We start from the raw sequence: 20,271 nt of genomic DNA, 5'->3' as shown, positions 1-20,271 counted from the left end.
CCATGGCCTGGCGGATCGTCACGACCGCCACCATGGGTCCGCACGAGGGTGCGATCGCGCAACTTGCCGCCACCGGCTGCCAGATCGATCGCCTGCCTGCCGACGCGACGACCTGGACGCCGGAATTGATCGCCCGGTTCGCGCCGACCGCCGACGCCTATGTCGGTACCTTCCGGGGGATCGGCCTTCCGCGTGCCGTCATCGAGGCTTCGCCCCGCGCACGCGTCATCACATCGCCCATAATCGGGGTCGAGCACATCGACGTGAAGGCGGCGACCGAGGCCGGCATCCTCGTCGCCCACGGCGCCATGTCGGAGAATTTCGACGGCATGGCCGAGGCGGGCGTCATGCTGATCGCCGCGACGCGCAAGGCGCTGGCCGGCAAGACCGCCGTTGTCAGGGCGGGGGAGTGGAAGACCGCGCCCGCCGGACGGCTGGTGCTGGGATCGACGATCGGCATCCTCGGTCTCGGCCGGATCGGACAGGGCGTCGCGCGCCGGCTGGCTGGCTGGGACTGCGAGATCCTCGCCGCCGATCCCTATGTCGATCCTGCCGTCGCTGAAGGGTTGGGTGTCGCCCTGGTCGGGATCGACGGTCTGTTCCGGCGCTCGGACGTGGTGGTGGTGCTCGCCACCCTGACCCCTGAGACGCGTCACATCGTCAATGCCGATCGCATCGCCCTGATGAAGCGGGGCAGCGCCCTGATCAACATCGGACGGGGCGGATGCGTGGACGACGCGGCGGTGATCGCGGCGCTCGAGTCGGGCCAGCTCGCGACCGTCGCCATCGACGCCTGGGAGACCGAACCCGCGCCGACGGATCATCCTCTGCGCCGCCATCCCGCGGTCATCGCCACCTCGCACGACGTGGGGCATTCCGACGATCTTTACGCGCGCATTCCGGTGGTCGCGGCGGAGAACACCCTGGCGGCGCTTGAGGGCCGTCGGCCCCCGTATCTGCAGAATCCCGCAGCCCTGCCAGCATGGCATGCGCGGAGGCTCGATGCGCCAAAAACCGACTATGTCGAAGTGATCTGATGCCTATATAATCAGACGTCTGATTTCTTGATTGACTCAGCGCCGTGAACGTCGCGAAATGACGACGAAGCGGAAAAGGAAACGCCAGTGACCGAGGCCTTTACATATCCGGCTCCCAAGCTGTTCATCGCCGGCGTCTGGCGCATGGCGGGCGGTGGCTCGACCCAGCCGGTCCTGAACCCCGCGACCGGAGAGACGATCGGCGATCTGCCTGTCGCCGACGAGGCCGATCTGGACGAGGCCCTGGCCGCCGCCGATGCCGGCTTCAAGATCTGGCGCAAGACCTCCGCCTACGACCGGGCGCGCATCCTGCACGACGCCGCACGGCTGATGCGGGAGCGCAGCCGCTATATCGGGTCGGTCAGCACGACCGAACAGGGCAAGCCGCTGGCGGAATCCAGCGCTGAAGCCATGGCCTGCGCCGACATCTTTGACTGGTTCGCCGAGGAGGCGCGCCGCGCCTATGGGCGCATCGTGCCGTCAAAACATCCGGGCGTGCGTCACATGGTGTTCAAGGAGCCGATCGGTCCGGTCGCCGCCTTCGCGCCCTGGAACTTCCCGACCACCATTCCCTCCCGCAAGATGGCCGCGGCCCTGGCGGCCGGTTGTTCCGTGATCATCAAGCCGGCCGAGGAAGCGCCGGGCAGTTGTCTGGAACTGGCGCGCTGCCTCGATGACGCCGGCCTGCCCAAGGGCGTGCTGAATGTCGTGTTCGGCGTTCCGGCCGATATCTCCACCTATCTGATCGCTTCGCCGGTGATCCGGAAAGTATCGTTCACCGGCTCCACGGTCGTCGGAAAGCATCTGGCGAAGCTCGCCGCCGACGGCATGAAGCCGACGACGATGGAGCTGGGCGGCCACGCTCCGGTCATCGTATTTGAGGACGCGGATCTCGACCTCGCCGTGCGTCTTTCGGCAGGGGCCAAGTATCGCAACGCCGGCCAGATCTGCATCGCGCCGACGCGGTTTTACGTCCACGACAGCCTGCACGACGCCTTCGTCGAGAAGTTCGCGGCGCATGCGAAGAGCCTCAAGGTGGGCGCCGGCCTGGACCCGGCGACCGCCATGGGCCCGCTGGCCAACCGTCGCCGTCTGAGCGCCATGGGCGAGTTCATCGGGGATGCGATCGGGCAAGGGGCTACCGCTGCGGCGGGCGGCGAGGGCATCGGCGGACCCGGGAATTTCTGGCAGCCGACCCTGCTCTCCGACGTGCCGAACTCCGCGCGGATCATGAATGAAGAGCCATTTGGCCCGGTCGCGGTGACCCAGCGCTTCTCTTCGTTCGACGAGGTGGTCGAGCAGGCCAACCGGTTGCCCTACGGCCTCGCCGCCTACGCCTATACCCGGTCCTCGCGAACAGCCGCCGACATCGGCGACGCGCTCGAAGCCGGCATGATCGGGATCAACTTCTCCATCCTCACCGGCCCGGAGACGCCGTTCGGAGGCGTCAAGGAAAGCGGTCACGGATCCGAAGGGGGGCACGAGGGTCTGGAGGCCTACCTCGTCACCAAATACGTCGCCCAAGGGTAGTCATGATCACCTCGGATGAGATCGTCGGCCTGATCGATGACCGTCCCGAGGACGGCGTGTTTCGCGTTCACCGCCGGCTGTTCACCGATCCCGACGTCTTCGATCTGGAGATGAAGGCCCTCTTCGAAGGCGGCTGGGTCTTCCTCGGTCTGGCGTCGCAGCTGCCGCGCCCGAACGACTATTTCACGACCTCGATCGGTCGGCATCCGATCGCGGTGATGCGCGCCGCCGACGGGTCGATCAACGCCTTCATCAACTCCTGCCCGCACAAGGGCGCGCGCATCTGCCAGCTGGATCGTGGCAACGCCAAACTGCACGTCTGTCCGTACCACAGCTGGTCCTTCGACAGCGCCGGCAAGAACCGCGCGATCAAGGGGAAGGCTCAGGGCGCCTACAGCGACGGCTTCGACCGGGACAGCCACGACCTGAGGGCCGTCGCGAAGTTCGGAGACTATCGCGGCCTGCTGTTCGCCTGCCTGAACCCCGACGTCGGCCCGCTGGAGGATCACCTTGGCGAGGCGAAGACCCTGATCGACCTGATCGTCGACCAAAGCCCGGACGGTATCGAACTGGTGCCCGGCGTCGTCAGCTTCACCTATGAAGCCAACTGGAAGATGCAGCTCGAGAACTGCTCGGACCAGTATCACTTCTCGTCCGTCCACCCCTCCTATCTGCGTATCCTCGAGCGCCGGACCGAACGCGCCTTCGAGGGCGCGACCCGGAACATGTGGGACGTCAACAAGGTCCACGAGGAGGTGCCCGGCGAGCCGACCGGCGGCACCTACAGCTTCGATCAGGGCCACGTGATGAACTGGCGCATGTCCGATGTGCCCGAAGCCCTGCCGCTCCATGAGCGCAGCGCCATTCTTGAGCAACGCTACGGCAAGGAGAAGCGCGACTGGATGCTGCATTCCCGCAACCTGACGATTTTCCCGAACGTCCAGTTCGCAGAGAATGCGTCCAGCCAGTTGCGGATCATCCGGCCGATCTCGGTGGGGCTGACCGAGATGCGGACCTATTGCTTCGCACCGATCGGAGAGAGCGGCGAGGCGCGGCGCAAGCGAATCCGCCAGTACGAAGACTTCTTCAATCCCAGCGGCCTGGCGACGCCTGACGACACGGTCGTCTACGAGGCCTGTCAGGAAGGCAACGCGTCGCAGGGCTCTCCCTGGCTTCAGGGCTACGGGCGCGGCATGTGCGCTGCCGTGAAGGGGCCGGACCGGTTCGCCGACCAGATCGGACTGAAGCCCGCCAGCTCCGTGGCCGCCGATCGCTGGCTCAGCGACGAGACCATCTTCCACGCCTATTACCGCGCCTGGCGGGATCGCGTTGCCGCCGTCGCGGACGCACAGGCGGTGCGAGCCACGGAGGGCGTGGCGTGAGTGTCGATCAGGCTGTCCGACCCGCTGCGTCGGCGACCCTGTCGGCGGAAGCCGCTGCGCAAATTCTCTACCGGGAGGCTCTGTTTCTCGATGAATGTCGCTGGGACGAGTGGCTGGAGCTCTACCTGCCGCAGGCCCGCTACTGGGTTCCCGCCTGGAAGAGCGAGGGCGAGCCGACGAGCGATCCGGAGAGAGAAATCTCCCTCATCTACTACGAAAGCCGGGCCAGCCTCGAAGATCGCATCTGGCGCCTGAAGAGCGGCACGTCGGTGGCGTCCAATCCGCTGCGGCGAACCGCTCACGTCGTAACCAACGTACTGGTGACCGACGCCTCGACGCCGGGCGAGGTCGAGGTCAAGGCGACTTTCAACGTCGGTGTCTTCGATCCTCGTCGGAAGACCAGCCACGCCTTCTTCGGCCGCTACCTGTATCGCCTGAAATCGACGGGGGACGTCTGGCGGATCGCCTCCAAGACGATCTTCCTGCTGAACGACCAGATCCCCGCCGTCGCCGACGTCTACATGCTGTGACGGAGGTCGGAATGGATCTGCAGGACAGGGTGGCGATCGTCACCGGAGGCGCTTCCGGGATCGGGCTGGAGATCGCCAGCGACCTGGGTCGCCACGGCGCGCATGTCGTCGTCTGCGATCTCGCCGACACCGCCGGGGCGCTGGCGAGGCTGGAAAGGGAAGGAACGCGCGCGACCGGCGTCCGCGCCGACGTGTCCGACCCGGCCTCGGTGGATGCGGCCGTCGCTGAGACCCTCGCGGCCTGCGGTCGTATCGACATCCTCGTCAACAATGCGGGCCTGTTCACCGACATCACGCGCGCGCCGTTCGATCAACTCGACCTGGCCGAATGGAAGCGGGTGCTCGACGTCAATGTGACCGGGCCGTTCCTGTTAAGCCGTGCGGTGTGGGCGCCGATGCGGGCGGCGGGGGCGGGGCGGATCGTCAACATCACCTCGGCCTCGATCTTCACCGCGCCGCCGCTGATGCTCCACTATGTGGCCTCCAAGGGCGCCCTGACCGCCATGACGAAGTCGATGGCGCGCGAGATGGGCGCCGACGGCATCACGGTCAACGCAGTCGCGCCCGGCTTCACCCTGAGCTCGGGCGTGATGGAAAAGCGGCAGGACATGCTGGAGACCGCCGCCGAGCGGGCCCGCACCGCCCGCGCCCTCCGCCGCGACCAGGCGCCCGGGGACATCGTCGGGGCCGTATCCTTTCTTTGTGGCGACGCCGCCGCCTTCATCACCGGCCAGACCCTGGTGGTGGATGGCGGCGCGGTGATGCATTGACCAGACCCGACGCCGAGATGGAACGAGGCTGACATGACGATATCTCTCCAGACCCTGTCCGACCGCGCGGAGGCGCACGAGGCGGAAATGAGCGACAAGCTCGACGCCCTCGTCATGAAGTCGATCATCTACCAGTCCGGCGACATCGATCCCGCGGCCGAGCGCGCGCGGCCGTCGAAGGAGGAGACGGCGGGCCGTCACTATCTGATGGACGCCGACCCGCGTCTTCGTCCGATGCCGACCAACGCCACCCTGATGGATTTCTTCAAGCACCGCTTCGGTCCGTCCCAGCATCTGCTCCAGAGCGCCCGGCTGGCCCTGAAGAACGGGCTCGACGAGAAGACCGTGCTGGCCTGCCTGCTGCACGACGTCTCCGTGTTTGGCTTCATCCGGTCGGACCACGGATACTGGGGCGCGCAGCTTCTGGAGCCCTATGTCGAGGAAGAGGTCAGCTGGGCGATCCGTGCGCATCAGGCGTTGCGCTTCTATCCGGACGAGAGCGTCGGCTACGAATATCCGGAGGTCTATCTGCGTCTGTTCGGCGCCGACTACCGGCCCGACCCCTTCGTCGACCGCGCCTATCAGGCGGCCCGGAACCACAAATGGTACATGACGGCCCGTCTCGTGACTCTCAATGACCTCTATTCGTTCGAGCCGGGCGTGGTGGTCCAGATCGAGGACTTCGAGGACATCATCGGCCGCAACTTCAAGCAGCCGACCGACGGTCTGGGCAACGACAACAGCCCGTCGACCCACATGTGGCGGACGATCATCGCCCCGACCCGGTTCCTCTGATTTCCGCCCCTAGCCGGACAGGACAGGCGCTTGCCCAATCTTGAACTTCTGGCGCCGCTCGCGGCGGCGCTTCTGGCCGCAGGGCTCTTCGCGGGCCTGCTCGCCGGTCTTCTGGGGGTCGGCGGCGGCATCATCATGGTGCCGGTGCTCTACTATGTCTTCGGCCTGCTCGGCGTGGACGAGGCGGTGCGGATGCACATGTCGGTCGGGACGTCTCTGGCGGCCATGATCCCGACCTCGATCCGCTCGGCCCTGGCCCATCGAAAGAAGGGCGCGGTCGATGAGGTCATGTTCCGGCGCTGGCTGCCAGGCATCGCGCTCGGCGTCCTCGCCGGCGTCCTGACGGCGGCCTTCGTCAAGGGGCCGGTCCTGATGACCGTGTTCGCGGTCTTCGCCCTTCTGGTCGCCGTCTACATGGCGTTCGGCAAGGACAGCTGGCGGGTCGCGTCGGAGCTTCCGGGGCGTCTCGGCCAGACGATCATGGCGTTCCTGATCGCCGCCGTCTCGGTGATGATGGGCATCGGCGGCGGGACCTTCACGGTCCCGACGCTGACCCTGTTCGGCTATCCGATCCACAAGGCGGTCGGGACGGCGGCGGCCATCGGCGTGCTGATCGCCATACCCGGAGCCATCGGCTTCATCCTGGGCGGCCTTGGAGAGCCCGGACGGCCCTGGGGCTCGCTGGGTTTCGCCAATGTCGTCGGCGTGCTGGCCCTGATCCCCACGACGCTTCTCGCGGCGCCCTGGGGCGTGGCCCTGGCGCACAGGCTGGAGCGTCGCTGGCTGCGTCTGGCCTTCGCCTTCTTCCTGGCGGCGACCGGCATCAAGATGGCGCTGAGCCTGCTCGGCGCCTGAAGCGCCTCAGTCTTCCGGGGCGATGGTGACCTTCAGTCCGTCGAGGGCCGGGGACATCTTGATCTGGCAGGACAGGCGCGAGAACGGCGTCGGGTGCTCGCTGAATTCCAGCAGGCCCGCCTCGTCCGGCCCGGGCGGGGACAGTCGACCCCAATCCTCTTCGGCGACATAGACGTGGCAGGTGGCGCAACTGCAGCAGCCGCCGCAGATGGCCATGATCTCGTCGATGCCGCCGTCCCGGATGGTCTCCATGGCGGAAACGCCGGTCTTCGCTTCGATCGCCCGCTCTTCGCCGGTACGCAGGATTACAGTCAGTGTGGTCATGGCAGGACGGGAGCGCTTTCGGTCTTGGCGGCCAACGCGGCCTTTTCGGCCTTCGCGGCCAACCAGTAGGTGGGCTTGAGGTTCCAGATCAGGACCGCGCCGACCAGCGGCAGGATCGCGAAGATCAGGAAGGCGATGTGGTAGTTACCGTACATATCGAACAGCCGGCCCATGACCCATGGGCCGGTCGCGAAACCGACACTGACGATGGCGGTGTAGACGCCGATCATCGTGCCGAAATTCTTCAGGCCGAACGTGTGTTTCGTCATCACGTTGACGTCCAGCAGAATCGCCGCGTGGCCCGCCGCGCGCAGCACGACGAAGCTCATCAGCAGAAACGGATTGACCAGGTAGAAGGCCAGCAGCGAGGCTGCGGTGAGCAAGGTGTAGAGTGCGGACAGGCCCTTGTTCGATGTGCTGTCCAGCAGGTTGCCCAGAAGGATGCGGAAGACGATCCCGACCACGCCCATCGCGCTGATCGCCAGGGCCACCATCTCGCGGGACATGTTCAGGTCGCTGAGGATCAGAACCTGATGCTGGATGAAGGCCTGGTCGACCATGGCGCCGATGAACAGGGTGACGCCCAGGATCCAGAAGGACTTGCCCTTGGCCAGTTCGAAGACCTGGCCCAGACCGGGCTTGGCCTCGATCGCGCCGTCTACCTTGAGTTCGGCCGGATCGGGCGGCGGGCGGCGGGCCGCGAGCGGGAAGAAGAACAGCAGCATCGGCAGGGCGACCAGCCAGATGCCGGCCGAGAGGGCGGCGAAGCCCATGCGCCAGCCGAACGCCGCGATGAGATAACTGATGGCGAGGGGAACGATGATCGAGCCCAGGCTGGTGCCCAGCAGGACGATGCCGGTGGCCGTGCCCTGTGACGCGTGGAAGGTGCGCGACGTCATCACCTTGACGGCGACCATGGCTCCGGGCCCGGCCAGACCCATCACCATGCCGATGATGTAATAGGCCGTCAGGTTCGGCACCCACAGCAGGCTGAGGAGCGCCAGGCCGCCGAGGCCGAGGGTCGCCAGGAGCGCCGTGCGCACGCCGGTGATGTCCAGGAATCGGCCGACGAGAAGCGCCGAGACCGCGCCGGCGAGATATTTCGTGGACGCGATCAACGTCGCCTGTTCGCGCGTCCAGCCGAACTCCTTGATCACTTCGGTGAAGAGGAAGGGCAGGGCGAAGGCCGGGGCGCTGAAGCCGAAGAAGAGGCAACTGAAGCCGAGGAGCAACACCGGCCAGTTGGTGCGGAACTCATCGCGAAATGCGGCGTCGAAACGAAACAGCGACATCTTTCCTCCTGGGACACGCCCGGTGGATCGCCTGCGGTGCATAGGCGCCCGCGACAACCTCATTGCGTCCAATATGCAGACGTCTGTGTAAATGGGCAAGTCGCTCGTTTTTCCTGCAATCAGGAATAAAGCTCTTTTCATAGACTGGGGCTTGTTTTGATGATTGAGACGAGACCCGACCCAGATGCCAGCGCGTGTTCGCGGGGCCTCTTGCCGGTGCGATCCCGGGCCGGCTCCCCCGGAAAAGCGATGATCCGCCCATAACAGCAGACGTCTGATTGTTATTGACAGGTTGCCTGATTGGGCGGAGGCTCATGTTCGGGACGCCCGATCAACGAGGCGCTGCTGAAATTCTATGGGGAGATTTGGTCCAATGGTCAGGCGTGATCGCTTTCTCTGCACCGCTGCGCTTTCCGCGCTGATGTGCATGGCCGCAGGGGCGGCGAATGCTCAGGTCGCTTCTCCGTCCTCGTCCACGGACGAGGCGCAGGACGCCGTCGACGACATCGTCGTCACCGGCAGCCGTGTCGTTCGAACCGGCTTCGATGCGCCGACGCCGACGACGGTCTTGTCGTCCGAAGAGATGGAGCAGCGCGGGTCGGCCCAGATCGGCGAATTCCTTACCGAGGCGCCGGCGTTCCGCGCCACCCAGACCCCGCAGACCAACCCGCAGAGCGCACGGGGCGCCGGCCAGTATTTCGCCGACCTGCGCGCCTTGGGTAGCATCCGGACCCTCGTGCTCGTCGACGGCCGTCGGTTCGTGCCCAGTTCGCCCGAAGGCCAGGTCGACCTCAACCTCATTCCCTCGGTCATGGTCAGCCGGGTCGATGTCGTGACCGGCGGCGCCTCCGCGCAATGGGGCTCCGACGCCGTGGCCGGCGTCGTCAACGTCATCCTCAACAACACGCTGGATGGCCTCAAGGGCGACTTCTCCTATGGAGAAAGCACCTATGGCGACAACGAAGAGGTGCGCGCTTCGGTGGCCGGCGGCACGGATTTCGCCGGCGGTCGCGGGCATGTCGTGGTCGGCGGCGAATACGTAAAGGGCGAGGGCGTTCTCTCGCACTATGACCGTCCCTTCGGCCGCGACCTGCAGGAGCAGGTTTCCTATTCGGGCGCACGCCTGGCCGACCAGCCGTCCCGCTTCTTCGCCCACGGGGTCCAGCCGCTGATCTTCACCGACGGCGGCGTGATCATCGGGGCCAATACCGGGGTGGGACAGCCGCTGCGCGGTATCCAGTTCGGCCCCGGCGGAACGGTCGTGCCGTTCACCTACGGCGATGTCGTCGGCACGTCGGCGATCAACTTCTCGGGCGGACAGCAGGGCCTGTCGGTCCGGTCGGGCCATACCCTGTCGCTGCCGGTCGAGCGGTCGATCGCGCTGTTCCACGCGGACTTCGACGTCAACGACAACCTGTCCCTGTTCGCCGAGGCCTCCTACGCCAACGCCGGGTCGGACTTCCATACCGCCTATGCGCGGGACTCAACCGCCGGCGCCCTGACGATCCAGCGCGACAACGCCTACCTGCCGGCGGCCGTGCGGACGATCATGCTGAACAACAACATCGCGTCCTTCTCGCTGGGTCGCCAGCACAAGGACTTCGGCGAGGTCTCTGCCAGCAACTTCAATACCACCACCCGCTTCGCCTTCGGGGCGTCCGGCGCTTTCGGCGACGGCTGGACCTGGGACGCCTACTACCAGTACGGCGAGAACGAGTACCGTTCGACCCTGAACCGGCTGAAGATCAACGCCAACCTGACGCTCGCCGTGGACGCCGTCGTCGAGAACGGCGTCATCGTCTGCCGCAACGTCGCGGCGCGGGCGGCGGGGTGCCAGCCGATCAATCTGTTCGGCGAAGGCTCGCCCTCGCAGCAGGCGATCAACTACGTCACCGGCACCGCGACCTACAACGTCGACACCTCCCAGGAAGTGATGGCGGCCAACATACAGGGCACGCCGTTCTCGACCTGGGCGGGACCGGTTTCCATCGCCGCCGGCGTCGAGCGCCGGGTCGAGGAGGCGGAGTCCCGCGTCGACGCCATCTCGCAGGCGAGCGGCTTCTCCTACGGCAACCCCAAGAACTTCGTCGGCTCCTACGAGGTCAATGAGGCCTATGCGGAAGTCGTCGCGCCGCTGCTGACCGACGCTCCGTTCGCCCAGTCGATCGAGTTCAACGGCGCCTACCGCTTCGCCGACTATTCCACGAGCGGCGGCATCTCAACCTGGAAGGCCGGTCTGACCTGGCTGGTCAACGACATGCTGACATTCCGGGCCACGCGTTCGCGCGACATCCGGGCGCCCAACAACTCGGATCTGTTCGCCCAGACCAGCTCGCAGGCCACCCTGCGCAACCCGTTCTCGGGCGCCACGACCCAGATGAACGTCATCAGCGGCGGCAACGCGGCCCTGGTGCCCGAAGAGGCCGACACCCTGACGCTGGGTGTCGTACTGAGCCCCAGCGCCATTCCCGGACTGCGTCTATCGGTCGATTATTTCGATATCGACATCGCCGACGCGATCTCGTCCTACGCAGCCCAGAACGTGCTCGACAGCTGCCTGGCGGAAATCAACGCCGGGGCCGCCGGCTTCTTCTGCAACTTCGTCACCCGCACCGGAACGGGCGCGGCCACGGTCATCAACTCGATCGGCACGCCGCTCCTGAACATCGCGGGCTTCGAAGCGCGTGGCTACGACTTCGAGGCGGGCTACCGGTTCGACCTGTTCGACGGCTCGTTCAACGCGCGCCTTTTCGGCACCTATACCGAGGATCTGATCGCCAACGACGGCCTTGGAGTGAAACCCACCTTCAACTCCGCCGGCGTGATCCAGACACTGGGCAGCGTCATCGATCGGGCCGGACAGGTCGGCGGCTTCACCTCCAGCAGCATTACCGGCGCGACCAGCCAGCCGCGCCTGATCCTGAACGGAAGCCTGACCTACAGCCGCGACAACTGGTCGGTGACGCTTCAGGAACGCTACATCGGCGGCGGCCTGATCGACGCCAGCCTGGTCGGTCCCGACAGCCCCTTCTACAATGCGGCGTCTCCGATCTCGATTGGCGACAACACGGTGGACGAGCGCATCTACACCAATGTCTCGGCCAACTATCAGATCAGCGATGCGGTCGAGATCTACGGCGTGATCAACAACGTCGCCAACACCGAGCCGCCGTTTGCCTACACCAGCTACGCCGGCTTCTACGACAAGATCGGCCGCACCTACAAAGTGGGCATGCGCCTGTCCTTCTGACGACGGGTTCCTTCCAGAGCCACTGAAAGCGGCGGCCGCTCTGCGACCGCCGCTTCTTTCTTTGCGTCGCCCGGCGCCGGGCGATAGCTTTATTGGAGGCGCCGCCGGAACCCGTGAGACACTGGCGGCCGGTCTTTGACATTGCCGCCGCTCCGGATGAAGCGTCTCTCCAGACGATCCGGTCGCTTCGAACGCTTCGACGGTGTTCTGACGTCCGGGCAGGCCGCCTCACACGGTCGTGCCCACCGTTTCGATCGCGGCTCGTCCCGTTAGTCGTTCAGGACGATCAGAGCGTCCAGGGCGACAGGCGCGCGTCCTTCGGGGAAGGCCATCAGGGGATTGATGTCGATCTCGGCGATCTCCGGATGCTCGATGAGCAGACGGCCGACACCGCAGATCGCCTGCGCGAGGGCGTGCAGGTCTACAGGCGGACTTCCCCTGAACCCTTGCAGGAGCGCTGCGCCCCTCAGGCGGAGAAGCTCCTCGATCACTCGCGCTGCGGGGATATCGGCGGGCGTCAGACGCACGTCGCCGAGGGCTTCGATCCACACGCCGCCGAGACCGAACAGAAGGACGGATCCCCAAGCCGGATCGTTTCGACCGCCGACGACGATCTCCAGCCCACGCTCGCTCATGGCTTCGACCAGAATGCCGTCGAGGACCAGACCGGGTTTCGCACGGGCGACACCGGCGTGAATGCTTCCCCAGGCGGCCCTGAGAGCCTCGGGACCGTCGATGCCGACGACCACCCCGCCGGCTTCCGTCTTGTGGGGCAGGGCCGGCGACTGGGCCTTCGCGACCACGGGCCAGCCGATGCCTTCGGCAATGGCCAACGCCTCGTCCAGGGACGTTGCGAGCCTGCCCACCGGAATGGCTATGCCGGCGCGGGCGATGAGCGCTTTCCCGACATGCTCGGCCAGAGTTCCGGCCCCGGAGACAGGATCCGCTGACGGCACGACCTGGGCGGGTCTTGCGGCGACGTCTCTGGCGCGCGCGTAGCGCTGGAGATGACCGAACGCCCGGAGCGCCCGCTCCGGGGACCGGAAGAAGGGGATGCCGGCGTCCAGAACAAAGCGTTCCAGATCCGGATCGACGGGCGCCGCGCCGCCCATCAGGACCAAGGCGGTCGGGGCCCGGGGCGGGTTGAGAGCCGACACGACGGCCTTGGCCTTCAGCTTGCCGACGGCAGGCGCGCCGGGCATCAGCGAAAGAATCAGTCCGCCGAAACCGGGAGCCTCGCGCATGATGGCGGCGACCTCGCCGTACATGCCCATGTCCTTCAGACCCTGGGCGGTTATGTCCAGGGGATTGGTCTGCGACGCGAAGGTCGGCAGCCGTTCGCCCAGGGTCCGGGCGGTGGACTCCGACAAGTCGGGAATGGACAGCCCGATTGTCTCGGCCAGATCCAGAGCGAGGCCCCTGAAGGCGCCGGAGTCGGTGATGATGCCCGGCCCGTCCGTCGAAGGACGAGGGAAGCGGGCCAGCATCTCGGACGCGTCGAGCCATTCCTCCAGTGTCTCGACCACGACGACGGCCTGGGCCTCTACGAGCGCACGCATCGTCGCATAGTCGCCGGACAAAGCTCCCGTGTGCGAGGTCGCCGATATCCGCGCCCGCTCGCTCCTGCCGGGGTGCAGCATGATGATCGGCTTGCCGTTCTCGCGCGCCCGGGCGGCCAGTTCCAGGAACAGGCGCGGCTTGCGGAGCTGCTCCGCATAGATGGCGATCGCGCTCGTCGCGGCGTCATCGACGATCTCGGCGAGATAGTCCTCGACCCCCGTGACGGCCTCGTTGCCGGTCGCGACGCTGTAGGAGGTGCGCAGTCCCCGTGTCCGTGAGGACAGCCGCATGCTGGCGGCCATCGCTCCGCTCTGGGCGAGGACCGCCACCGAGGGCCGGGCGTCGGCCGGGTCCGGCGTGTTTGGACCGAACCCGAGATGGACCCCGGCGACGTAGTTTGTCAGCCCGAGGGTATTGGGTCCGAGCAAGGCCATTCCGGCGTCGCGACAGACGGCGCTGACCTGATCCTGCAGGGCGCGGCCTTCATCGCCGGTCTCCGAGAACCCGGCGGCGAAGACCACCAGGCCCCCGACATCACGTCGGGCGGCCGCCTTCGCGGCGTCCAGCACTGCCGAAGATGGCAGGGCGAGGATCAGGGCGTCGACGCCCATGGGCAGGTCGTCGATCGAGGCCACGCAGGTCCGGTCGCCGATCCTGGCGTTGCTGCGACTGACAAGGTGGATCTCGCCGTCGAAGCCGAAGCTCTCGAGATTGGCGAGCGCCCGTCCGCCCATCGAGGCTGGGTCAGGGGATACGCCGACAATGGCGATCGAGCGGGGACGGATCAGACGCGCGACCGGGAAGGCCGTCATGGCTTCAGCGGTCACGGCGATAGGTGTCCAGGCCCGGGCGGATCGATTTCTCGTCGAGGAACTGGGTCATGCCCTTGTTGCGCCCGCCTTCGGGATCCTGCGCGGCCGTCTGTTCGGCCTTGGCCGACAGGTAGTCTTCTGCGAGGTCCCAATCCATCACGCCGATGCGCTTGAAGGCGTTCTTGGCCTGACGCAGCACGGTCGGGTTCTTGCCGAGCAGCACCTTGGCCAGCGCGCGTGTCCGTTCCCGCAGGCCGGCCAGCGGGACCGACTCGTTCACCAGCCCGGTTTCGCGGGCGACCTGACCGCCGAACGGCTCGCCGGTCATGATGTAATAGAGGGCGGCTTTGTGATGCATGACCTCGGCCACGGCGCGGGTCACGTTCCCCGCAGGAATAATGCCCCAGTTGATCTCCGACAGGCCGAAGGTCGCCTCGTCTGCCGCGATCGCGAGATCGCAGGCGATCAGTGGCGTGAAGCCGCCGCCGAAGCACCAGCCGTTGACCATGGCGATGGTCGGCTTCGGATAGTGGCGAAGCTTGCGCCATTGCCATTCGCCGGCGGCGCGGCGGATTTTCAGCTTCACGGACGCGGGGGCCTGGTCGGTCTCCCGGAAATACTCCTTCAGGTCCATTCCGGCCGTGAAGGCCTCGCCCGCGCCGGTCAGGACGACGACGCCGCAGCGCTCCTCGAACTCGAGCGCCTCAAGCACTTCCAGCATCTCGCGGTTCAGCGTCGGGCTCATGGCGTTGCGCTTTTCGGGCCGGTTCAGGGTCACCCAGGCGATGCCCTCGTCGAACTCGACTTTGACGGTCTGCAGACGGTCGAATAGCTCGTCCGCCGTTGCTGCGTTATCTACCATGACATCCACCCAGGTTCTGCTAGTCAGGTTGCCTGATATCAGGCGAGCTTAAGGCTCGTCAATGCGATGCTGGAAAGACGAGTATGCGGGCGAGAACCATCTATCTGATCAAGCGGGCCGAGGTGGCCAGCCGCTCGCTTCTGGAAACGGAACTCAAGGACCTGGATCTTACGCCGAGCCAGTATGCGACCCTGAGCATGCTGTCGTCGCATCCGGATGCGTCGTCGTCGGATCTCGCGCGTCGCGTGTTGATCACGCCGCAATCCATGTCAGAGATGATCATGGCGTTGGATCGTAAGTCATTGATAAAAAGACGTGAGAGTGACGGAAATCGACGGGTTCTCGGCATCAGTCTGTCGGCTGCGGGGCGGGCGCTTCTGGAGAAGGCCGAGGCGCGCGTTGACGTTCTGGAGACCCGGATGTTCGCTGCGCTCGGACACGAAGACCTTCAGGCGCTGCGCGACCATCTCGAAACCGTGCTTGCCGACGATGGCAAGGGGCGAGGCCGGGGAGTCGCTGTCGCCTGACGTGCTTGACGCCGACCGCCACCAATTTTATCAGGCAACCTGATAATGGGCGGTCGGTGGTGGTGCGAGAGCTATGAATCTGGATTTCGACGACGAGGCCATCGCCTTCATTGCGGAGGTTCGAACCTTCGTCCGCGCCAACCTCGCCCCTGAAACGAAGGCCAGGGTCCTTCTGGGGCATCTACCAGATCGAGAGGAGCGGACGGTGTGGCAACGAGCGCTGGTCGCGCGCGGCTGGGGCGCTCCCGCCTGGCCGGTCGAGCACGGTGGACCGGGCTGGTCGGTCGTCCAGCGCTACCTGTTTGACGAAGTTTTGTCGGAAGAGGGGGCTCCTTCCGCCCCGGTGTTCGGCATGTCGATGCTCGCGCCGGTACTCATGCGCTATGGCACGCCGGAACAGGTGGCCGTGCTCCTCCCGCGCATCCTGAATATCGACGACTGGTGGTGTCAGGGATTCTCGGAGCCGAACGCGGGCTCCGATCTGGCCGCGGTGCGCACCCGGGCCCGTCTCGACGGCGACGAATGGGTCATCAACGGCCAGAAGATCTGGACGACGCTGGCCCACCAGGCCGACCGCATCTTCTGCCTGGTCAGGACCGAGGATGCACCAAAGAAGCAGGAAGGCCTGTCGATCCTGCTGATCTCGATGGATGCGCCCGGGATCACGGTGAAGCCGATCATCACGATCGACGGGGCGCACGAGGTCAACGAGGTCTTCTTCGACGAAGTCCGAATTTCGGCGGGCGATATCGTGGGCGAGGCCGGGAAAGGGTGGGACTACGCCAAATACCTGCTCGGCCACGAGCGGACCGGCATCGCCAGGGTCGGGCAGTCGAAGCGGGAGATCGGTCGGCTGAAGGAACTGGCCGCCGCTACCGTTCGGGGCGGCCGCGCCCTTCGGGAAGATCCGGTGTTCGCGAACCGGATCGCATCGCTGGAGGTCGAACTGAGGGCGCTCGAACTCACGACGCTACGGATGGTCAGCGCCCTGCATGCCGGCGCACCTCCCGGTCCTGAGGCGAACATTCTCAAGATCCGCGGATCCGAGCTTCAGCAGGACGTCGCGGAGGCGATCATGGACGCCTGGGGCGGCGCCGCGTTCGGTCCGACCGAAGACGCGGGCGGGCTTGAAGCGTCGCCGGCGGTCGCGGCCGCCATGACCTATTTCAACCTGCGCAAGGTCTCGATCTACGGAGGGTCCAACGAAATCCAGCGCAATATCCTCGCTCGCTCTCTGTTGGGGCTGTGAGATGGATTTCCAGCTTTCAGACACCCAGACCCTGATCGCCGGGACGATGGCGTCGCTCGTGGCCGAACATCGGGAGGCGGTCCGGGCGGGGTCGGGGCGCGACAACTCCCAAGCCGGCTCGGCTCTCTGGCCACGTCTTGCCGAACTGGGCCTGCTGGGCGCCGAGATCGGGGAAGCGGACGGCGGCAGCGGCGGGACCTTCGAGGATCTTGCAATCATCCTGCAGGCGCTTGGCCGGGGCGGAGGCGCGGGCGCTTTCGGCCCCGTGGTCGTGACGGCCGCCGGCCTTGTCTCCCGGCTCGGCGACGAGAATCAGAAGCAGGCCGTGCTGTCGTCCCTTGTCGAAGGCGCCGGACGGCCCGTTCTCGCTCACCATGAAACGGTCGATCAGGGATCCGATGAAGTCGCCACGACGGCCGTCGCCGTGGACGGGGGCTGGAGGCTTACGGGCCACAAGGCGATGGTGTTCGCGGGGGATGGCGCGGACCTGTTTCTGATCTCGGCGAAGACCGACCGCGGCCTGACCCTGTTTCTCGTGCCCGCGACGGCCGAGCGCGTCTCGGTGTGGCCGATCAAACTCTACGACCGCGCGGGGGCCGCCGACCTGCAACTCGACGGATGTTTCGTTCCGTCTTCGGCACGGCTTGGCATGGAGGGGGAAGCGCAAGCGTCGGTCGCCTGGGCCATGGACCGGACCAGTGCCGCGTTCGCAAACGAAGCCGTCGGCCTGATGGCCGCGCTCTGTGACATGACCGTCGACTATCTAAAGACCCGCGAGCAGTTCGGGCAGGCCATCGGCAAATTCCAGGTTCTCCAACATCGCGCGGTAGATATGCGGATCAACCTCGAACTGGCCACCTCCATGGCGATGCTGGCCACGGTCGCCGTCAGCGACACGAACGAACGCAGGCGATCACGGGACGTGTCGGCGGCCCGGGCGGCGATCGGCAAGGCGTCTCGGATCGTGTGTCAGTCGGCGATCCAGCTTCACGGCGCAATTGCCCTGACCGACGAGTATCCCGCCGGCGACTATGTGAAGCGGCTGACGCTCATCGAGCGATCGATCGGAGACGTCCGCTGGCATCTTGAGCGCTTTGCCGGGCTGTCCGCCTGACCTGGTGGTTACCCGTTGGCAGCCGAAGCCAACGCCTGGTCATGCTGGGCGAGCTTCTTCAGCAGCCAGGGCAGGATGATCTCCTTGATCGTCCGCTCGGGGCCGTAGCCCGCGCCGAAGCCCATGTGGACGCCCTTCGGATTGACCCAGGCCTCCTTGGCGTCACCGCGTTGCAGCAGCAGCAGAAGATCGGCGATCGGCACCTGGCTGTCCTTGGCGCCGTTCATGACCAGCATCGGCGCGCAGGGCTTGTCGATCTGATCGTCGATCAGCAGCGACATCCGCGGTCCGTATTCCAGAAACTCATCCAGCGTCTCGACCTGGAAGACGTTGGCGCGCGCCCCGAAAAGATCGAGCATGTATTCGCGCGTGCCCAGTGCCTTCAGCTGCCATTCGGGCTGGAAGAAGTGGTGCACCGAGCCACCGTGGTTGATGGCGCCCAGAAGGCGATCCTTCTCCAGGATGGCGACGCGGGTGGCCCAGTGGCCGCCCCAGCTGACGCCCCGCATGAACATCCGTGTCGCGTCGATATCGGGACGCGTCTCGGCCCAGTCGAAGATGGCCGAGAACATCCGTTCCGAACCCACGTCGCCCTTGATCGGAGCCTGGCCCGTGCCCGGCATGTCCACGCCGAAGACGCAGATGCCGTGGGGCACATAGTTCAGCGCCTCGTCGGCGACCTGTTCCTTCCAGAAATCCAGCCCGCCGCACTGGACCATCAGCGGGAAGGGGCCTTCACCTTCGGGTTTGCGGAAATAGCCGATGATCTCCGAACCCTCGAAGGGAATGCGGACGACTTCCAGCTTTTGCGGCAGCCGTTCGGCATAACTCATGTAGGCGGCCAGCGCCTTCTCGTAGGCGGCCTTCTTGCCTGTTGTCGTCGGAGTGGGGAACCGGCCCATGGTGTAGGTCGAGAAAGCGGTCTTGTAGAGCTCGCGCTGGTCGTCCGTCGAGACGACCGCCTCGGCCTCCGCGACCACGCGATCACCGGCCTCGGTCCAGACCTTCGCCCACTCGTCGGCGTCGAGCGAGCTCAACGACTCCATCGCGACCCGGGCGTCGGCGATGCGGATGCCCCGGCCGGGATAGCCGTTGGTCTCGATGCGGCGGATAACGTCCGCCTTGAGTTCTTCAAGGGTGCGTGGCGCGGCGATGCGCGGATCAAGCAAACTCATCTCGGGTTCCTGTCTCGAAGGTCGATCGGGGCCGCGTTCGACGCGGCCCCGCCGTCTGGAAAGCGGCCGTCTAGAAGGCGGCTGCGAGCTGTTTGGAGGCCACGGCCAGGATGTTCGTCTGCTGCTGGCGTTCCGTGCCGTCGATCTCGTTTCGGCCCTGCTGGACCGAGGTCTCGACGACCAGTTTGGCACGCTCGAACCGGCGATCCATGAAGCCGCGGAGGGCCTGGGCGACATCGTCTGTCCGTGCCAGTTCCTCGGCGAGGACCAGTCCGTCTTCGACCGCGACCCCGGCGCCCGACGCCATGTGTGGTGTCGTCGCATGGGCGGCGTCGCCGATCAGGACGACGCGACCGCTGTACCAGGGATCGGGCAGCAACAGCCATTCCAGTGGTCGGTAGACGATCTGCGAGTGCTCGCCGAGGTTCTCGCGCACCGCCGTGATGTTCCCGCCGAACGGCGCCATGAGCCTGGCCAGATGCTCGACGTGGGTCTCCGGGGCGAACCACGGATTGCCAGGCACGTGTTCCAGCAGGAAGACGTACATGTGGGATTGGGAGATCGGCGACATTCCGACCTTGAGGGGGCCGCCGAAATAGATCTCGGCGCGATCCACTTCGGGCGGGCGCTCGGCCACGATCCGCCAGCAGCCCTGATCGGTGAACTGCGGCCTGGGCGCGTCGGGGAAGATCATCTCGCGCATCTTGGAATAGATGCCGTCGGCGCCGACGACCAGATCATAGCGCGCCGTCGAGCCGTCGGTCAGCACTACGTCCACGCCGTTGTCGTCCTGGGTCAGATGGTCGACGGTGACGCCCAGCCGGACCTCGATCCCGGCGGCCCTGACCTCGGTCGACAGGATGTCGTGCAGCACGGGGCGCATGATGCCTCCGCCGCACATGATCGGCGGCGCGCCCGGCGGAGCCGGTGGCGGACCCGGGATGCGCTCCCCGTCGAACCGCATCGGCCGCATCCCGGTGTGGACAAAGCCGCGCTCGCGAATCTGATCCAGCACGCCCAGCTGATCGAACGCGCGCAGCGACATCCCGGTGATGGTGATGCCGGCGCCGTAGACCCGCCAATTCGGATCGCTGTCGATCAGCGTCACAGTGACGCCGTTACGCGCCATCGCCAGCGCGGCGGACATGCCCCCGATGCCGCCGCCGACGACCAGAACATCCTTTACCATGAGATTTCCCCCAGCCCT

The 20,271-nt window shown here is 66.1% G+C and carries 17 protein-coding genes and 1 pseudogene; 12 read left to right on the top strand and 6 right to left on the bottom strand.

Translation table 11 applies throughout. The annotated features are described in order from the left end of the window. Positions 1-2: 2 nt before the first annotated feature. From ACQY68_RS12665 to ACQY68_RS12635, 7 genes are all read left to right on the top strand, one after another. Entirely contained in the window at positions 3-1,037 is a 1,035-nt protein-coding gene (locus ACQY68_RS12665; protein WP_428149785.1) for a 2-hydroxyacid dehydrogenase, read from the top strand. An 87-nt stretch (positions 1,038-1,124) separates the two neighbouring features. Further along, positions 1,125-2,567 carry an NAD-dependent succinate-semialdehyde dehydrogenase gene (locus ACQY68_RS12660; protein ID WP_428149784.1) on the top strand — a complete coding sequence of 481 codons (1,443 nt, stop codon included), beginning with the start codon at positions 1,125-1,127 and terminating at the stop codon, positions 2,565-2,567. A 2-nt stretch (positions 2,568-2,569) separates the two neighbouring features. Continuing rightward, on the top strand, positions 2,570-3,949 hold the full coding sequence (locus ACQY68_RS12655) for an aromatic ring-hydroxylating oxygenase subunit alpha (protein ID WP_428149783.1): 1,380 nt from the start codon (positions 2,570-2,572) through the stop codon (positions 3,947-3,949). Beyond that, positions 3,946-4,479, top strand: a complete 534-nt coding sequence (locus ACQY68_RS12650) for an aromatic-ring-hydroxylating dioxygenase subunit beta (RefSeq protein ID WP_428149782.1) — start codon at positions 3,946-3,948, stop codon at positions 4,477-4,479. Before ACQY68_RS12655 ends, ACQY68_RS12650 begins: the two co-directional genes overlap by 4 nt. Positions 4,480-4,490: 11 nt before the next feature. Then, positions 4,491-5,249, top strand: a complete 759-nt coding sequence (locus ACQY68_RS12645; protein WP_428149781.1) for an SDR family NAD(P)-dependent oxidoreductase — start codon at positions 4,491-4,493, stop codon at positions 5,247-5,249. Between the two features lie 33 nt (positions 5,250-5,282). Next, positions 5,283-6,044, top strand: a complete 762-nt coding sequence (locus ACQY68_RS12640) for an HD domain-containing protein (protein ID WP_428149780.1) — start codon at positions 5,283-5,285, stop codon at positions 6,042-6,044. A gap of 30 nt (positions 6,045-6,074) precedes the next feature. Then, on the top strand, positions 6,075-6,899 hold the full coding sequence (locus ACQY68_RS12635) for a sulfite exporter TauE/SafE family protein (RefSeq protein ID WP_428149779.1): 825 nt from the start codon (positions 6,075-6,077) through the stop codon (positions 6,897-6,899). Between the two features lie 6 nt (positions 6,900-6,905). Here the strand turns inward: ACQY68_RS12635 and ACQY68_RS12630 are convergent, their stop codons facing one another. Then, on the bottom strand, positions 6,906-7,223 hold the full coding sequence (locus ACQY68_RS12630) for a 2Fe-2S iron-sulfur cluster-binding protein (RefSeq protein WP_428149778.1): 318 nt from the start codon (positions 7,221-7,223) through the stop codon (positions 6,906-6,908). Continuing rightward, the gene (locus ACQY68_RS12625) at positions 7,220-8,515 is read right to left on the bottom strand and encodes an MFS transporter (RefSeq protein WP_428149777.1); all 1,296 of its coding nucleotides are present in this window, start codon (positions 8,513-8,515) and stop codon (positions 7,220-7,222) included. Before ACQY68_RS12625 ends, ACQY68_RS12630 begins: the two co-directional genes overlap by 4 nt. 373 nt (positions 8,516-8,888) lie before the next feature. Here ACQY68_RS12625 and ACQY68_RS12620 point away from each other — a divergent pair, with 373 nt between their 5' ends. Further along, positions 8,889-11,765 (top strand): TonB-dependent receptor plug domain-containing protein, encoded by a 2,877-nt coding sequence (locus tag ACQY68_RS12620; protein WP_428149776.1) that lies wholly within the window; start codon positions 8,889-8,891, stop codon positions 11,763-11,765. Positions 11,766-12,034: 269 nt separating this feature from the next. Here the strand turns inward: ACQY68_RS12620 and ACQY68_RS12615 are convergent, their stop codons facing one another. Further along, complete coding sequence (locus ACQY68_RS12615; protein ID WP_428149775.1) at positions 12,035-14,152, bottom strand: acetate--CoA ligase family protein; 2,118 nt, start codon at positions 14,150-14,152, stop codon at positions 12,035-12,037. Next, entirely contained in the window at positions 14,142-14,999 is an 858-nt protein-coding gene (locus tag ACQY68_RS12610) for a p-hydroxycinnamoyl CoA hydratase/lyase (protein WP_428149774.1), read from the bottom strand. The genes ACQY68_RS12615 and ACQY68_RS12610 overlap by 11 nt, the downstream gene beginning before the upstream one ends. Before the next feature lie 83 nt (positions 15,000-15,082). Between ACQY68_RS12610 and ACQY68_RS12605 the strand changes: the two genes are divergently transcribed. From ACQY68_RS12605 to ACQY68_RS12590, 4 genes and pseudogenes are all read left to right on the top strand, one after another. Then, the gene (locus ACQY68_RS12605) at positions 15,083-15,526 is read left to right on the top strand and encodes a MarR family winged helix-turn-helix transcriptional regulator (RefSeq protein ID WP_428149773.1); all 444 of its coding nucleotides are present in this window, start codon (positions 15,083-15,085) and stop codon (positions 15,524-15,526) included. Between the two features lie 73 nt (positions 15,527-15,599). Beyond that, positions 15,600-16,775 carry an acyl-CoA dehydrogenase family protein gene (locus tag ACQY68_RS12600; RefSeq protein WP_428149772.1) on the top strand — a complete coding sequence of 392 codons (1,176 nt, stop codon included), beginning with the start codon at positions 15,600-15,602 and terminating at the stop codon, positions 16,773-16,775. A gap of 1 nt (position 16,776) precedes the next feature. Continuing rightward, positions 16,777-17,064 (top strand): annotated as a pseudogene (locus ACQY68_RS12595) (acyl-CoA dehydrogenase family protein); the annotation flags it as partial. Positions 17,065-17,235: 171 nt separating this feature from the next. Then, a complete protein-coding gene (locus ACQY68_RS12590) occupies positions 17,236-17,889 on the top strand; it encodes an acyl-CoA dehydrogenase (RefSeq protein ID WP_428152659.1) in 654 nt (217 codons plus the stop codon). An 8-nt stretch (positions 17,890-17,897) separates the two neighbouring features. On the opposite strand, the gene ACQY68_RS12585 is transcribed toward ACQY68_RS12590, so the two are convergent. Then, positions 17,898-19,064: an alpha/beta hydrolase family protein gene (locus tag ACQY68_RS12585; protein WP_428149771.1), complete on the bottom strand. Its 1,167-nt coding sequence runs from the start codon at positions 19,062-19,064 to the stop codon at positions 17,898-17,900. Positions 19,065-19,134: 70 nt separating this feature from the next. Beyond that, complete coding sequence (locus ACQY68_RS12580; protein WP_428149770.1) at positions 19,135-20,253, bottom strand: FAD-dependent oxidoreductase; 1,119 nt, start codon at positions 20,251-20,253, stop codon at positions 19,135-19,137. Positions 20,254-20,271 lie beyond the last annotated feature (18 nt).

Source organism: Brevundimonas sp. (assembly GCF_965278935.1).
In the GTDB taxonomy this organism is placed as follows: Bacteria; Pseudomonadota; Alphaproteobacteria; order Caulobacterales; family Caulobacteraceae; genus Brevundimonas.
The sequence above is the reverse complement of the archived record's forward strand: the minus strand, read 5'-3'. Positions and strand labels throughout refer to the sequence as shown.

Excerpts from the sequence above, each read along its gene's own strand:
- ACQY68_RS12665 (WP_428149785.1), top strand. The coding sequence starts at position 3 with ATGGCCTGGCGGATCGTCACGACCGCCACCATGGGTCCGCACGAGGGT.
- ACQY68_RS12655 (WP_428149783.1), top strand. The coding sequence starts at position 2,570 with ATGATCACCTCGGATGAGATCGTCGGCCTGATCGATGACCGTCCCGAG.
- ACQY68_RS12645 (WP_428149781.1), top strand. The coding sequence starts at position 4,491 with ATGGATCTGCAGGACAGGGTGGCGATCGTCACCGGAGGCGCTTCCGGG.
- ACQY68_RS12640 (WP_428149780.1), top strand. The coding sequence starts at position 5,283 with ATGACGATATCTCTCCAGACCCTGTCCGACCGCGCGGAGGCGCACGAG.
- ACQY68_RS12630 (WP_428149778.1), bottom strand. The coding sequence starts at position 7,223 with ATGACCACACTGACTGTAATCCTGCGTACCGGCGAAGAGCGGGCGATC.
- ACQY68_RS12625 (WP_428149777.1), bottom strand. The coding sequence starts at position 8,515 with ATGTCGCTGTTTCGTTTCGACGCCGCATTTCGCGATGAGTTCCGCACC.
- ACQY68_RS12620 (WP_428149776.1), top strand. The coding sequence starts at position 8,889 with ATGGTCAGGCGTGATCGCTTTCTCTGCACCGCTGCGCTTTCCGCGCTG.
- ACQY68_RS12610 (WP_428149774.1), bottom strand. The coding sequence starts at position 14,999 with ATGGTAGATAACGCAGCAACGGCGGACGAGCTATTCGACCGTCTGCAG.
- ACQY68_RS12605 (WP_428149773.1), top strand. The coding sequence starts at position 15,083 with ATGCGGGCGAGAACCATCTATCTGATCAAGCGGGCCGAGGTGGCCAGC.
- ACQY68_RS12600 (WP_428149772.1), top strand. The coding sequence starts at position 15,600 with ATGAATCTGGATTTCGACGACGAGGCCATCGCCTTCATTGCGGAGGTT.
- ACQY68_RS12590 (WP_428152659.1), top strand. The coding sequence starts at position 17,236 with ATGGTGTTCGCGGGGGATGGCGCGGACCTGTTTCTGATCTCGGCGAAG.
- ACQY68_RS12585 (WP_428149771.1), bottom strand. The coding sequence starts at position 19,064 with ATGAGTTTGCTTGATCCGCGCATCGCCGCGCCACGCACCCTTGAAGAA.
- ACQY68_RS12580 (WP_428149770.1), bottom strand. The coding sequence starts at position 20,253 with ATGGTAAAGGATGTTCTGGTCGTCGGCGGCGGCATCGGGGGCATGTCC.